Source organism: Micromonospora sp. MH99, from assembly GCF_021442385.1.
Taxonomy (GTDB): Bacteria; Actinomycetota; Actinomycetes; order Mycobacteriales; family Micromonosporaceae; genus Micromonospora.
Map to the genome: position 1 here is coordinate 1 of NZ_MUZA01000032.1, position 13,736 is coordinate 13,736.

The window sequence follows — 13,736 nt, forward strand, 5'->3', positions numbered from 1 at the left end:
CGCCTGACGTCGCGCTGCCCGGTGTCGCGCTGCCCGGTGTCGCGCTGCCCGGTGTCGCGCTGCCCGGTGTCGCGCTGCCGGGCGTGGCGGTGCTGCCCGGGCGTGGCGGTGCTGCCCGGCGCGTGGCGGTGCTGCCCGGCGCGTGGCGGCGCTTGATCGTCTCCGGTTCGCCGAGGTGGCGGTATCGCCGCGAGATGATGCCGCCACATCGGCGATGTCGAGTCGATCAAGGATGTGCGGGCGCTTGATCGACTCGGTTTCCTTGAAGTCGGGGTGTCGGGGCGTCCGGGGTGCCCCGGTTTCCGGGAAGTCGAGTCGATCTCCGTACTGCTGTCAGCGCCGCACCGGGGGCGGATTCGCGGTGGAGGCCGGCGACCTGTTAGCCTTGCTGCCGGCCCGCCCGGTGTAAGCCGGGTGGGACCGAAGCCGGTTTTCCGGTGGGGGGCTGTGGCGCAGACTGGTAGCGCACCTCGTTCGCATCGAGGGGGTCAGGGGTTCAAATCCCCTCAGCTCCACCAAGAAACAGCAGGTCAGGGCGGGTTCTCGGATGACGGGAACTCGCCTTTGATCGTTTGACCGTCGTTTGACCGCCGGACAGAGCCCCAGGTCCGCGGCACTGGGCGGCACAACTCGGCCATTGGGTGACAATTGCCGGATGGATCGGGTGCTCAACGTGTTGGTGGGGCTGCCACCTGTCGTGGTGCTCGTCTTGGCGTTCCTCCTCCCGGCGCTGGAGGCGTCGACCTTCCTCGGCCTGGTGGTGCCGGGGGAGGTGGCCGTGCTGGTCGGCGGAGTCGTCGCCCACTCTGGGAGGCTGCCGCTGTGGGCGGTGGTGGTTGTGGCACTGGCCGGGGCGGTGCTCGGTGACCAGGTGGGTTTTCTGGTTGGCCGTCGTTACGGCCGCCGGTTGCTGAACCGGGCGCCACGCCGGTTCGTTCGATCTGGTGAAGTGCGCCGTGCGTTCGACCTGATCCGTCGGCGGGGCGCCGCCGCGGTGGTGTTCGGCCGCTGGGCGGCCGCGCTGCGGGCGCTGGTGCCGGGTCTGGCGGGCATGAGCGGCATACCGCGGCGTACGTTCACGCTCGCCAACGTTGCCGGCGGGGCGCTGTGGGCAGCGGCGGTGGCGGTGCTCGGTTACCTGGCTGGCGCCTCGTACGGGCTGCTGGAGCGGCGGCTCGGCCTGGGCGGGGAGGTGCTGCTCGCGGTGGTGGCGCTGGTGATCGTGGCACGGATCTGGGGTGGCCGGCGGGCTGCGCGCCGCGAGCGGGCGGCGCGGGAACCGGCGAAGCCCAGTGACGGTCGCTGACGATCGAGGCTGTCGGCGGACAGGCTGTCCGTGACCGTGCCGCTGGCCATGGACACCAGGGTCGCCCGTCCCGCGGGCACCCGATCGTCGGTGCTCCACCTACGCTCTCGTCCGTGAATCTGCGCAAGCTCGTGATCGCGGCGGCCTGGATGATCCCGGTGGTGGCCGTCGTGTGCGCCGGAGCCGGGTTCCTCCTGATGCAGAAAGACGCGGCCGACCGACGTGCCTGCCAGGAGTCGGCGAACGCTTCGCAGGCGAAGGTGCGCACCGATGCGTGGGACCCACCGGCGGACCTGCCGGGCGTCGGCACGGATCCGGAGATCCACTGGCAGGTGCGGCCGTTGAGCAACCCCTGTTCGTTTGGGCCGGGGCCGACTGACTGGGCGTACCAGGGCGTGGTCGACCTGCGCCCGGAGGATGCGCGGGTGCTGGCGGACCAGTACGACTTCGTGCCGTACGCCACTCTGGACCCGGATGAGCTGCCTCTGTCCAACAGCCCGGCAGATGTATGGCCGGCGCTCGCGTCGTATCTGCCCGACAAGCCACGGTGGCAGTACAGCTCGTCGTACAGCGTGGGAAGTCACGTCGCGGAGCTGAGCGCCGTGTTCCTCGATGTGGAGCACCACACGCTCTTCTTCCACCTCTTGAACAGCTAGCAGAACCGTTCGGTCGTCACGGCGATCAGGCCGTGCTGCCGCAGCAGGTGCGTCAGGTCGGTCAGGGTCGAGCGAACAGCCCCTGCCGCGCCGGTTCCCATCAGGACTGTCACGTCGAGAGCCCAGGCGAGGGTGTGGCCGACCCGTCGCAGGTCCCACGAGAACTGGTGGCCGCCTCTCTCGTGGTGGCCGCCGGCGACAGATCCGGCAGTGCCGCCGTCCGTCGTCCGCCAGGCGGCCCTCAGGGTCGCCACCTGATCCGCGCGGAGGTCCTTGGCGAAGAGGACGCGGTACACGCGTCGCTCCTGGAAGCCCTCCGGTGGCTGCGTCGGGCCGAGCCGCAGGGGCGGGGCGGTCGCGAAGGCCTGATGGTCACGAAAGTGCGTGCGCAGGATCGCCTCGGAGGGCAGGTGCCCACCTCCGAGGCGACGGTAGGCGGCTGCGGCGTCGACGCGTGTGATGGGAACAACCCGGGCGAGCACTGCCGGATCGGTGCGCAGGCCGCGACTCAGCGGAGCGGAACTCCACCAACCGGCGTTCGGCGTCCAACCCGCGCTGTGCAGCCCTGTCGTGGTGAAGTCGTCGTGCCGGGTGAACTCCTCGACGAGGAGGCCCTCCGCCTCATGGTCGTCCGGCGCGGGCAGGACCAGGTGGTAGTCCAACGAAGGCCCCGAGGGCGGCCGATCGGTGCTCACCAGCCTCATCCTCCAACCACGCCACACCTCGGGCAAGATTCGTCGCCGGCGCCGTCCTGCGGGTCGGGGAGAACGACAACCAGTACCTGACGACCGGTTGACTCCGATCCGCTGGACGGGCTGCTGAGCGCGCGACAAACGGGGGCGTGGGGCCGGTCCGATCAATCGGGCCGGCCCCACTGCACGTCACGGCTTCCAGGAGCCGGCGGTCGCGAACTTGTGCTGGTACTCCAGCACTCCCGCGGTGTCGTGCACGTCGAACACGACGCTGCCGGTGCGCCTGGTGCCGGCGGTCAGGTCGTTGGCGGCCGGCATCGGTTTGCCGCAGCCGGAGAAGGCGCCGGCGATCGCGTTCGTCTCCGTGCCGTCGGCGGCGACCCACTGGAAGTAAAGCGGGTTCGCCGAGGCGGTGCCCTTGGTGACCGCCACCGTCACGTCGGCGATCACGTACATGCCCTCGTCGGGCTTGAGGCCGTACGACGTGCAGGGCTTGGTGGCGGTGCTGAACTTCGTCACGGTGATCTCGACGGTGCCGCCGTTGTCGTCGATGACCAGGGTCTCCCCGGCGGACATGTTCCGGGTTTCGCCGTCGGTGGACGCCCGGGGCGACGGCGCGGTGGTGGCCGGTGGCTGCCCGACGCCACGGGTCACTCCCGGGGTGGGCAGCGCGTCGGTCACCTCGTTCGCGGCGCGGTTCGCGCCGATGACCACCGCCACGATGCCGCCCGCGCAGCACAGCAGGGTGAGCACGGCCGCGGTCACCGCGATGGCCACCACCGTCTTCTTCGATTTGTTCGTCTGCACGGGCGACGGCGGCATGAGCGGGTAGCCCGGCACACCCGGCGGTGGGTAGGCCCCAGCGCCGGCCTGCGGGTAGGCGCCGCCGGCCTGCGGGTACGCGCCGCCGGAGAACGGTGGCTGCGGCGGGTTCGCCGCTGCCGACCACGGGTTGGGCGGCATCGGCGCCTGCGGGACCGTCGGGTCGGCGGCGGACTGCTGCGGCTGCGGTGTCGCCGCGAACGGTTGCGTCGGCGGCTCCAGGTTCGGCTGCTGAGGGTCCTGCGGCCCGGCGGGGGGCTGGGGGTGGGTCACCGTACTCCTTGACGCGTCGTACGTGCGGTTCGGGAACCCGCCGACGCTACCGTGCGTCGCCGACCCGCCGGTCGCCGCGCCGGCTCGCGTCCCACCGTCCGCGAGTCGTCGACGGACCGGCCAGCATGGACGGTGCCGGGGTCAGCGGAGAGTGAGGACGGCGGCGGTGCGGATCAGGCCGTCGGCGACCACGAACCGGCCGGTGATCGTGCTCGGGGGATCGGCGACCTCCGCCGCGTCCACCCGCGCCGGTGCGATCCGGGCGGTGAACGTGCCGGCGTCCGGGTCGATGTCCAAACGGGCGTCGTGAAAGTCCAGCCAGCTTCCGACGACGGGGTGCCAGACCTTGTAGACGGTCTCCTTGGCGCTGAACAGCACCACGGGCCAGAAGGTGTCGGAGGGCAGCCGCGCGAGGCTCTCCTCCTCCTCGGGCAGCAGCACGAGTCGGCGTACCCCCGCGTTGATCTCGCGGTGCCGTTCGGCGTCCATGCCTACCGATCGCAGATCGGTGGCGCGCGCCGCGGCGGCGGCGCAGTAGCCGGTGGTGTGGGTGATGGTGCCGACCACACCGGCGGGCCAGATCGGCGCGCGGTCGGCGGCGGACGGCACGGCCACCGCCGGCAGGCCGAGGTCGGCCATCGCCCGACGGGCGCACACCCGGCCGGCGGTGAAGTCCCGTCGACGGGTCTGCACCGCCCGTTCACCGAGGCACGCCTGTTCGGCGGTGAGGAGTTCCCCGGTCCAGTCGTCGGGAGCGGCGACCGCCACGGCGACCGTCGGAGGCAGGAGGTCACGCACCGCCGCCACCTACCGTCCGGTAGCGAAGGGCCATCCGCTCGACCGTCAGATTTCCGACTCCCACGACGGGAGAAGGTACCGCAAAGATGTAACACCGGAGGGACGCGTCGTGCCCTCCAAGATGGCTCCGGGGGGACCACCATCAATAGCTGGCCAGTCCCGCGAACATCTGGAGAGGACCTGCGATGAGCGATGGCACCGAACCGCCGGGGGGTCGGGCCGACGACCACGCACCGACGACCCCGGGCTGGAGCTGCGGCTCCTGCGGCGACGAGTGGCCGTGCGCGACGAAGCGCAGCCGGCTGATCGCGGAATACGGGGATGACCGGGCCATGCTCAGCGTCTACCTGGGCTCGTGTCTCGCCGCCGCCGCCGAGGACCTGCGAGCGGCCCCGGTGATGTCGTTGCAGGATCGGTTCATCGGCTGGCTGCCACGCGGCGCGAGACGTCGCTGAGCCTGCCGGTGGCCCCGCCCGACGTGGGCGGGGCCACCAGGCGGCCGGGCGGGTTCAGGCCCGGCGGGGCCGGCGGGTCAGGGCGAACCCGAACACCCCGGCCACCGCGGCGAGCACGCCGCCGATGCCGGTCCAGATCCACCGCGAGCCGAGATCCGGCAGCCAGTCCGTCAGCGAGTCGCCCTCGTCGTCGGCCTCCGGGTCGGGCGTCGGTACGGCGTTGAGCACCGTGCCCGCCCTGGTGTTCGCCACCAGCGGCGCGGCCAGCTCCCCGTCGTCGGCCGAGGCGCCCCGGTCCGCGAGGACGCCGACCAGCAGGTCCACGTCGACGGGTGCGCCCAGGTCGGGCTCGGGCAGGTCGATGACGGAGAGCCGGACGACGTAGGTGCCGGGCAGCGGGTCGGCCGACCACGGCTCCGCCCAGGGCCGCACCTCGCGCAGCGTGCAGCCCAGCGCCACGCTCGACGCCTTGCCGTCCACAGTCGGGGTCTGCGCCCCGGCGGTGCACGCCTGCCGTCGGCGCAGCCCGTCGAACACGTCGATGGTCCAGGTGGAGGCGCCGCTGCGTGCCTTCGGGAAGGTGACGGTGGCGCTGATCTCGTGCACCTGCCCGGCGGTCGCCGGGAACGACCAGTAGAGGTAATCGCCGACCGAGGCGTCCACCCGTACCGGTTGGCCGGCCGTGATCGGCGTGGCGGTGAGGAACGAGGTGCCGGCCCGGGTCACCGGCGTGGCGCCGGGAGACGGGGTGGGGGCGGCCACGGCAGCCCCGGGCAGCAGCGCGGCCCCACCGGCCGCGAGCAGCGCCGCCAGTGACCGGAACAGTGCGGTACGCATCAGTTCTCCCTCCAGGTGGCGACCCACCAGCGGGTGAGCAGGCCGGCGATCAGGCCCGTGAGCAGGCCAGCCACGGTGAGCAGGGCGAGCAGCACCCAGCCTCGGCCGAGGTCGGGCCCGTCCGGGGTCCCCGCGGCGGCGACCACGTCGATGGTCAGCTCCACCGGCATGCCGGGCGTCGCCGCGGTGCCCGGGCGTGCGGCGAAGGAGTTGCTCACCACCAGGCAGACGGTGGTGGGCTCGACGACGGGCGTCGAGGTCTCGGCGGTCTCGTTCTCGTCGTCGGCGGCGTCCTCGTCGTCGGCGGTGGCCGACCAGCGCAGGCCGGCGGAGAGCACGTCGGCCCGGCCGCTGCCGGCGTCCGCGCCACGGACCAGTTCCCGGCCATCCACCGCGGTCGCCCGCAGCAGCACCCCGTAGTCCCGGTTCACCGGCCGGTCCAGCGCCATGCTCACCGACGCGCGCAGCTCCTGCCCGGGGCGTACGGGCACCCGGTAGTAGCGGTGCTCGGAGAACGCCTCCCGGTCGGCATACACGCCCGGGGCGAGCAGCGGCGCGGAGTCACAGGCGTTCGCGCCGCCGACCACTGTCGGGGCCCGGGTGTGGGTGTCACCGGCCCGCTCGACGAGCTGTTTGATCCGGCCGGTCAGCTCGTCGGCGCTCTGGGCGGCGGTGTAGGTGCCTCCGGTCGCCCCGGCGATGCAGAGCAGCTGGCGGCGTACCTTCTCGTCGGGCGCGAGACCGAGCGTGTCGACGACCAGGCTGGTGCCCTGCGCGGCCAGTTCCCGGGCCACCTGGCACGGGTCCGGCGGTGCGCAGGTGTCCTCCCCGTCGGTGATCAGCACGATCCGCCGGGTGGTGGCACCGGTGCCCAGGTCCTGCGCGGCGGAGCGCAGCGCGAGCCCGACCGGGGTGAACCCGGTCGGCCGGAGCGTCGCGACCGCCGCCTTGGCCCGGGTCCGGTCGACCGGCCCGACCGGAACGATCTGCTGGGTGTCCTGGCAGCCGACCTTCTTGTCCTTGCCCTTGTAGGTCGCGCCGAGCACCCGGATGCCGAGCTGGGTCTCCTCCGGCAGCGCGTCCACCACCTCGTTGAACGCCTGCTGGGCCACCGAGATCCGGCTGCGCCCGTCGATGTCCGCGGCCCGCATCGAGCCGCTGACGTCGAGCACCAGCTCGACCCGGGGCGGCTCGGCCGCCTGCTCCTCGTCGGCCGCCGCCGGGACCGGCCCGGTCAGCGCGGTGGTCGCCAGCAGTCCGAGGAGGACGGCCGCCGATCGTCTGAAGTTGATCACGGCCGGCAGTGTAGTGAAATCCACTTTGGATGATCATTGGGGTGGTTGGTCGTCCCGGATGACCGCTGACGCGCGGGACCGGCCGGGTCAGGCGGGCGGATCGAGCAGTGCGACAAGCCGCTTCGGCGCGATCTCCCGGTACGCGTCCCGGCACAACTCGTCGATCTCGGCCCAGTCGACGGTGCCGTCGAGCCGTACGCCGAGCCATCCCCGGCCGCCGACGTAGGGCGGGCGGAAGAAGCGGGCCGGATCGGCGGCGGTCAGCTCCGCCTGGGCGCCGGTCGGCGCGGCGCACCAGAGGTGGGGAAAGTCGTTCTGGTGGTGCCCGTCGGCGTGCAGGGTGACGAACACGCTCTTGTCCCGGACGAACCAGGTCGGTGACCCGTGGCTGGGGCGTTCGGTCACCTCGGGCAGCGCGAGGCAGACCGCCCGGACCCGTTCCAACAGCTCCACGGCATCCCGCCTCCCGTCACGATCGCGACGTCCACCACGGCGAGCCTAGTGCCTCGCGCCGCGTCGCCGGCAGCCCTCGCGGCGGCCTCCGTCGGCGTCGGGACGCCGGTTCGGGGCGCTGGGTCCACGCCAGGTCACCCTCGGTCAACGGTTGGAGGGGAGTAGTGGTGCCGGGCGGAATCCGTCGGAAATCTGACCCAAGTTGACCCGTTGTGCCGGTGGTGCGCGGTGGTTAAGCTCTTCATGCGCGCCCCAATCGCCCGCTTCCCCCGTGGCAGGCGATCGGGGCGCGCGTCTTTGTGTAAGAGGTCGGGCCCGCACGCGAGACGCGTGCGGGCCCGATTTCCGTCGCGCTGTGCGGCGCGTCGCCTGCCGGTGCTTATATCCAGCGGCCGTCGAGCCACATGCGGGACAGCCAGTCCGAGTACGGGATCACCCGTCCCACGAAAATCGGATAGAAGTACGCGAAGCACAACCCCACCAGCAGCACGTACGCCCCGGCCGCGACGCTGCCCACCAGCCGGCGTTCGTAGCCCGCGTCGCCGGGCACCAGGGCTGCCGTCTCACCCACGTCACCGCCGGGCGGAGCGATGAGCGCGCCCAGCACGTACACCACGGCCAGCACCAGGAACGGGAGCGCCGGCGCGACGTAGAACGAGAACATCGTCCGGCCGTCGAGAGCGAACCAGAACCAGGGCAGCAGCCCGGCGGCCACGGTGAGCAGGATCGCGCCGGCCCGCCAGTCCCGTCGGGCGATGCCCAGCCAGACCAGCGCCACCAAGGCGGGCAGGAACGACCACCACAGCAGCGGGGTGCCGAGCAGCAGGATCTCCGAGGCGCAGGTCGGCGCCCCGCAGGCGCCGTCGCCGGACCAGTGGAACGCCACCGGCCGCCCGAGCAGCAGCCACTGCCACGGCCACGACTGGTACTTGTGCGGATCGTCGAGCTGGGCGTGGAAGCCGTACGCGGCGCGGTGGTACTCGAAGAGGTTGACCAGCGGGCCGATCACCGGGGTGTCGCTGAGGGAGCCGGTCGGGTACGCCGTCGACGACGCCAGCCGGTAGTAGCCGTCGTCGCTGAGCAGCCACCCCGACCAGGTCGCGAGGTAGGTGCCGACCATCAGCACGCCGGCCAGCACCAGCCAGGGGACCTCGTCGAGCAGAGTGTCCCGCCAGGGCCTGCGGACGCCCGCCGAGCGGCGGACCCCGACCTCCCAGAGGACCACGAACAGGGCGAACACCGGCACGAAGTAGAGCGCGCTCCACTTGACCGCGCAGGCGCAGCCGATCAGCACCCCGGCGGCGAGCCGCCACCACGGCCACGTGCGCCAGCCGGTCGGCGGTCGACCCGCGCGACCCGGCAGGCTCGGGTCGAGCCCGTCGTCCAGGGCGCGCGCCCAGCGCCGGCGGCGGGCGTCCCGGTCGAGCACCAGCGCGCCGAAGGCGGCCAGCACGAAGAACAGCAGGAAGATGTCGAGCAGCGCCGCGCGCGACAGCACCAGGTGGAAGCCGTCCAGCGCGAGCAGCAGGCCGGCCGCGCAGCCGAGCACCGTCGAGCGGAACAGCCGCCGGCCGATGCGGACCAGCAGCAGCACCGAAAGCGTGCCGATCACGGCCGCCGAGAACCGCCAGCCGAACTCCGGCGCGGTGGTGAACAGGTGCCCACCGACGGAGACCTTCGACTCCGCGTCCTGGTAGCCGAAGGCCCACTCGCCGACGCCGATCAGCCACTTGCCCAGCGGTGGGTGCACCACGTACGACGGGACGTTGTCCTTGTAGTTCCACTCGACGCCCCGGCTGATCAGCCCGTACGCGTCCTTGGCGTAGTACGTCTCGTCGAAGATCTTGCCCTTGGGGCTGGACAGGCCCACGAAGCGCAGGATCCCCGCGATCACCACCACCACGGCGGTGGCGAGCCACGAATACGGGTCCATCCGGCTGTCGACGGTGGCGAACCGGCGACGGACCACGGCGGATATGCCCCCGCCGTCGGCACGTGGTGCCGCCGGTTCCTGGTGGGGGCTGGGCTCGCCGGACACCTCGACCGTGTCTGCCGGGTCGGCGCTCGGGCTCTGCGCTGTCGACGCACTCGTCACCCGGCGATCGTAGGCTGCCAGGGTGTCGTGTGGCGCCCGTCGTCCCTGATACCGGTATTCGCTGTCGATGAAGGAGACGAATTCGTGGGTGAAATGTCCGAAGCTGGGCGCCTGATCCTGCTCGGTGCCCCGCTCGGCAACCCCGCCGACGCCTCGGCCCGACTCCGGGAGGTGCTGAGCACCGCCGACGTGGTCGCGGCCGAGGACACTCGCCGGCTGACCCGGCTGGCCCGCGACCTCGACGTCACGGTCGGCGGCCGGATCGTCTCCTACTTCGAGGGCAACGAGGAGCGGCGTACGCCCGAACTGGTCGAGGTCATCCTCGGCGGGTACGTGGTGGCACTGGTGACCGACGGAGGGATGCCGAGCGTCTCCGACCCCGGCTACCGGCTGGTCCGGGCCGCGCTGGACGTCGGAGCGCCGGTCACCGTCGCGCCCGGACCCAGCGCGGTGACCACCGCCCTCGCCGTCTCCGGGCTGCCCTGCGACCGGTTCTGCTTCGAGGGGTTCCTGCCCCGCAGCGGGGGCGCCCGCCGGTCCCGGCTGCGCGCGCTCGCCGCCGAGGAGCGCACCCTCGTCTTCTTCGAGGCGCCGCACCGGATCGGGGCGGCGCTCGCCGACTTGGCCGAGACGTTCGGCGCGGACCGGCCGGCCGCGCTCTGCCGGGAACTCACCAAGACCTACGAGGAGGTGCTCCGCCGCCCTCTCGGCGAGTTGGCCCGGTGGGCCGCCGAGAGCGATCCGCGCGGGGAGATCACCCTGGTGGTGGCCGGCTCGCCGGTGACCGCCCCGGAACGCCCCGACGACGACACCCTGCGCGCGGCCGTCGCCGAGCGGGAGGCCACCGGCCGGTCCCGCCGGGACGCCATCACCGACGTCGCCACCGAATACTCGCTGCGCCGACGCGAGGTCTACACGATCGTGCACAGCTGACTCCCGGCGCACTCACCACGCGGCGGCGAGGAAGCCGACTGTGATCAGCGCGGGGCCGGCGAGAGCCGCGGCCACCGCCCAGCGGCGGTGTCGCCGGCCGGGCAGCCGGGCCGACCCCGTCCACCGGACGATGCCTGCGGCGCAGCCGAGCACCGCCAGCAGCCCGGGCAGCCAGCGCAGGTGACGTCCCGCGCCGGTGTCGGCGTACGCGGTGCTGCTGTCCGGGCCGGTCATCCGCGCCCGCAGCGCGGCCCCGGGGGTGCCACCTCCGGCGGGTACGCCGCTGACCCGTACGCCGTGGGCCAGGAACCGTCCGTCGTCGGCGGTGAAGATGCCCCGGCACCGCTGGGTGAGACCGCCTCCGGTGCAGTTGTCGATCACCACAGTGCCGTCGCGCCCGTGCCCGACCGCGAGCCAGAACGGGCCGGCGCTGACCCAGGCGAAGAAGGCCGCGGCCAGGCTCAGCAGCACCAGCGCGGTCAGTCCGGGCAGCGGGTCCGGCAACGTCCGCGAGGAGTCACGGCGAGCCCGCGTCGCGGCACGGCGCTGGGGGGCGACGTCCTCCCGGACGGGGGTGCCGTCCCAGTGCACCTGCTCGATCGGCGCCCAGAACGTGCCCTCGTCGTCCGGTGGCCGGTCCCCGTCGACCCGGTGCACATCCCGGCGACGGCTCTGCTGGCGTACCGGCACCCGACGTGGCACCGCGTCCACCGGCGCCCCGGTGGTCGGCTCCACCTCGCCCGGGACCCCGATAGCCGGCTGCGCCTCGACCGCCGATCGGGCCGCTTCGCGCCCGGTCGCCGCGCCGTCGGCCGACGGGGCCGGCGGCTTCGGCGGGTTCGGGCGGGCCGGGCTGGGCACGGGCGTCTGCGGGCTGGGCCGGGCCGGGGTGGGCGCCGGCGCGGCAGGCGTGGGCCGGGCCGGGCTGGCCGCGAGCTCCGTCGAGGTGTCCCGCCGTGGCATGGCCGCCCGTCCGGCCGGCGTGGGCCGCTGGTGGCCGGGCCGGTCGGGTTCGGCGGCGGGGACCGGCCGGGGTTGCGGCGCGACCCCGGCCCGGGGTGCGCCGGGCTCGTCGTCGCCGGTCGGCCCGGTGGGACGCTCGTCGTGGTCCCGGGCCGATCCTCTGCCAGTCACGACGTTCATTGCACACCGGTGGCGGAGGCAGATCGGGCAGTTGGACCGCGTGTCGACGACAAATCGGACCAATGGGCGGGGTGGTCGGTCCGGTCCGGCGGCCCGGCACCCCCCATTGGTTCGCGGACGCCCCGGGCGGGTCACTAGGCTTGCTGCTCATGAGTCACGTTCTCGCGGCAGTGGCCTGGCCGTACGCCAACGGCCCCCGCCACATCGGCCACGTCTCCGGTTTCGGCGTTCCCTCCGACGTCTTCGCCCGGTACATGCGGATGGCCGGCCACGACGTGCTCATGGTCTCCGGCACCGACGAGCACGGCACCCCCATCCAGGTGCAGGCCGACGCCGACGGGGTGACCCCGCGCGAGCTGGCCGACAGGTACAACAGGGTGATCGTCGAGGACCTGCACGGCCTCGGGCTCTCCTACGACCTGTTCACCCGGACCACCACCCGCAACCACTACGCGGTGGTGCAGGAGTTGTTCGAGGGGATGTACCGCAACGGCTACATCGTGCCGAAGACCACCATGGGCGCGATCTCGCCGTCCACCGGGCGCACCCTGCCCGACCGGTACATCGAGGGCACCTGCCCGATCTGCGGGTACGACAGCGCGCGCGGCGACCAGTGCGACAACTGCGGCAACCAGCTCGACCCGATCGACCTGATCGACCCGAAGTCGCGGATCAACGGGGAGACCCCGAAGTTCGTCGAGACCGAGCACTTCTTCCTGGACCTGCCCGCCCTGGCCGACGTGCTCCGCCAGTGGCTGGACACCCGCGACGGGTGGCGGCCCAACGTGCTGCGGTTCTCCCGCAACCTGCTCGACGACCTCCAGCCCCGGGCGATCACCCGGGACCTGGAGTGGGGCGTGCCCATTCCGCTGGACGACTGGCGGGACCGGCCCGACAAGCGGATCTACGTCTGGTTCGACGCGGTGATCGGCTACCTGTCCGCCTCGATCGAGTGGGCCCGGCGCTCCGGCGACCCGGAGGCGTGGCGCAGGTGGTGGTCGACCGACGGCGAGGGCAAGGACGCCAGGTCCTACTACTTCATGGGCAAGGACAACATCGTCTTCCACTCGGTGATCTGGCCGGCGCTGCTCTCCGGCTACTCCGGCGAGGGCTCCCGCGACGGCGAGCCGGGCGAGCTGGGCCGGCTCAACCTGCCCACCGAGGTGGTCTCCAGCGAGTACCTGACCATGGAGGGGCGCAAGTTCTCCTCGTCCCGCAAGGTGGTCATCTACGTCCGCGACTTCCTGGAGCGCTACGACGCCGACGCGCTGCGCTACTTCATCGCCGCCGCCGGCCCGGAGAGCAACGACACCGACTTCACCTGGGCCGAGTTCCTGCGCCGCAACAACGACGAGCTGGTCGCCGGCTGGGGCAACCTGGTCAACAGGTGCGTCTCGATGGCCGCGAAGAACTTCGGGGCGATCCCGTCGATCGACCCGGCCGGCCTCACCGAGGCCGACGAGGCGCTGCTCGCCGTCGCCCGCGCCGGGTTCGACACGGTCGGTGAGCTGATCGGCCGGCACCGGCAGAAGCAGGCCATCGGCGAGGCGATGAAGGTCGTCGCCGAGGCCAACAAGTACCTGTCCGAGCAGGCGCCGTGGAAGCTCAAGGCCGAGGCCGACAAGCCCCGCCAGGGCACCATCCTGCACGTCGCCCTCCAGGTGGTCAGCGACGCCAACACGCTGCTCACCCCGTTCCTGCCGCACTCCGCGCAGCAGGTGCACGAGCTGCTGGGCGGCACCGGCGTGCACGCGCCGATGCCGGTCATCGAGCAGGTCGACGACCTGGACGGCGGGCCGGCGTACCCGGTGCTGACCGGGGACTACACGGTGGGCGCGCGCTGGGAGTCGGTGCCACTGGAGGTCGGTCGGCCGCTGGCCGCGCCGAAGCCGGTGTTCCGCAAGCTCGACCCGTCGATCGTCGACGAGGAGCTGGCCCGACTGGCCGGCTGATCAGCGAACGGCGGGCGGCGGTGGGC

Annotated in this window: 14 protein-coding genes and 1 tRNA gene; 7 read left to right on the plus strand and 8 right to left on the minus strand. The window is 72.6% G+C overall.

Going from position 1 to position 13,736, the window contains the following annotated elements; translation table 11 throughout:
- The 4 genes from B0E54_RS17880 to B0E54_RS17895 form a co-directional block, all read left to right on the plus strand.
- Positions 1 to 248, plus strand: a 248-nt coding sequence (locus B0E54_RS17880; protein WP_234585396.1) for a hypothetical protein, incomplete at its 5' end; no start/stop codon positions are given.
- Positions 249 to 441: 193 nt separating this feature from the next.
- A tRNA-Ala gene (locus tag B0E54_RS17885) sits at positions 442 to 518 on the plus strand.
- A 137-nt stretch (positions 519 to 655) separates the two neighbouring features.
- Positions 656 to 1,306, plus strand: a complete 651-nt coding sequence (locus B0E54_RS17890; protein ID WP_234585398.1) for a DedA family protein — start codon at positions 656 to 658, stop codon at positions 1,304 to 1,306.
- Between the two features lie 113 nt (positions 1,307 to 1,419).
- On the plus strand, positions 1,420 to 1,962 hold the full coding sequence (locus B0E54_RS17895; RefSeq protein ID WP_234585410.1) for a hypothetical protein: 543 nt from the start codon (positions 1,420 to 1,422) through the stop codon (positions 1,960 to 1,962).
- Here B0E54_RS17895 and B0E54_RS17900 read toward each other — a convergent pair.
- The 3 genes from B0E54_RS17900 to B0E54_RS17910 all read right to left on the minus strand — a co-directional run bounded on the left by B0E54_RS17900 (position 1,959) and on the right by B0E54_RS17910 (position 4,547).
- The gene (locus tag B0E54_RS17900) at positions 1,959 to 2,657 is read right to left on the minus strand and encodes a hypothetical protein (RefSeq protein ID WP_234585413.1); all 699 of its coding nucleotides are present in this window, start codon (positions 2,655 to 2,657) and stop codon (positions 1,959 to 1,961) included. The two genes, B0E54_RS17895 and B0E54_RS17900, sit on opposite strands and share 4 nt — an antisense overlap.
- A 186-nt stretch (positions 2,658 to 2,843) precedes the next feature.
- On the minus strand, positions 2,844 to 3,749 hold the full coding sequence (locus B0E54_RS17905; protein ID WP_234585427.1) for a hypothetical protein: 906 nt from the start codon (positions 3,747 to 3,749) through the stop codon (positions 2,844 to 2,846).
- A gap of 141 nt (positions 3,750 to 3,890) precedes the next feature.
- Positions 3,891 to 4,547 carry a 4'-phosphopantetheinyl transferase superfamily protein gene (locus B0E54_RS17910; protein WP_234585441.1) on the minus strand — a complete coding sequence of 219 codons (657 nt, stop codon included), beginning with the start codon at positions 4,545 to 4,547 and terminating at the stop codon, positions 3,891 to 3,893.
- A gap of 185 nt (positions 4,548 to 4,732) precedes the next feature.
- On the opposite strand from B0E54_RS17910, the gene B0E54_RS17915 reads away from it, so the two are divergent.
- Positions 4,733 to 5,002, plus strand: a complete 270-nt coding sequence (locus B0E54_RS17915) for a hypothetical protein (RefSeq protein ID WP_234585444.1) — start codon at positions 4,733 to 4,735, stop codon at positions 5,000 to 5,002.
- Between the two features lie 54 nt (positions 5,003 to 5,056).
- On the opposite strand, the gene B0E54_RS17920 is transcribed toward B0E54_RS17915, so the two are convergent.
- The 4 genes from B0E54_RS17920 to B0E54_RS17935 form a co-directional block, all read right to left on the minus strand.
- A complete protein-coding gene (locus B0E54_RS17920) occupies positions 5,057 to 5,839 on the minus strand; it encodes a peptidase (RefSeq protein WP_234585446.1) in 783 nt (260 codons plus the stop codon).
- Positions 5,839 to 7,134 (minus strand): VWA domain-containing protein, encoded by a 1,296-nt coding sequence (locus B0E54_RS17925; protein WP_234585460.1) that lies wholly within the window; start codon positions 7,132 to 7,134, stop codon positions 5,839 to 5,841. Before B0E54_RS17925 ends, B0E54_RS17920 begins: the two co-directional genes overlap by 1 nt.
- A gap of 87 nt (positions 7,135 to 7,221) precedes the next feature.
- Positions 7,222 to 7,587: an MmcQ/YjbR family DNA-binding protein gene (locus tag B0E54_RS17930; protein WP_234585462.1), complete on the minus strand. Its 366-nt coding sequence runs from the start codon at positions 7,585 to 7,587 to the stop codon at positions 7,222 to 7,224.
- Between the two features lie 379 nt (positions 7,588 to 7,966).
- A complete protein-coding gene (locus tag B0E54_RS17935; RefSeq protein ID WP_234585793.1) occupies positions 7,967 to 9,520 on the minus strand; it encodes a dolichyl-phosphate-mannose--protein mannosyltransferase in 1,554 nt (517 codons plus the stop codon).
- Between the two features lie 255 nt (positions 9,521 to 9,775).
- Here B0E54_RS17935 and rsmI point away from each other — a divergent pair, with 255 nt between their 5' ends.
- Positions 9,776 to 10,615, plus strand: coding sequence for a 16S rRNA (cytidine(1402)-2'-O)-methyltransferase (gene rsmI / locus B0E54_RS17940; protein WP_255787204.1), 840 nt, complete (start codon positions 9,776 to 9,778; stop codon positions 10,613 to 10,615).
- A 12-nt stretch (positions 10,616 to 10,627) separates the two neighbouring features.
- Here rsmI and B0E54_RS17945 read toward each other — a convergent pair whose 3' ends face one another.
- Positions 10,628 to 11,749 (minus strand): hypothetical protein, encoded by a 1,122-nt coding sequence (locus B0E54_RS17945; protein ID WP_234585466.1) that lies wholly within the window; start codon positions 11,747 to 11,749, stop codon positions 10,628 to 10,630.
- A gap of 158 nt (positions 11,750 to 11,907) precedes the next feature.
- Here B0E54_RS17945 and metG point away from each other — a divergent pair, with 158 nt between their 5' ends.
- Entirely contained in the window at positions 11,908 to 13,710 is a 1,803-nt protein-coding gene (gene metG / locus B0E54_RS17950; protein ID WP_234585522.1) for a methionine--tRNA ligase, read from the plus strand.
- The last annotated feature ends 26 nt before the right edge of the window (positions 13,711 to 13,736 follow it).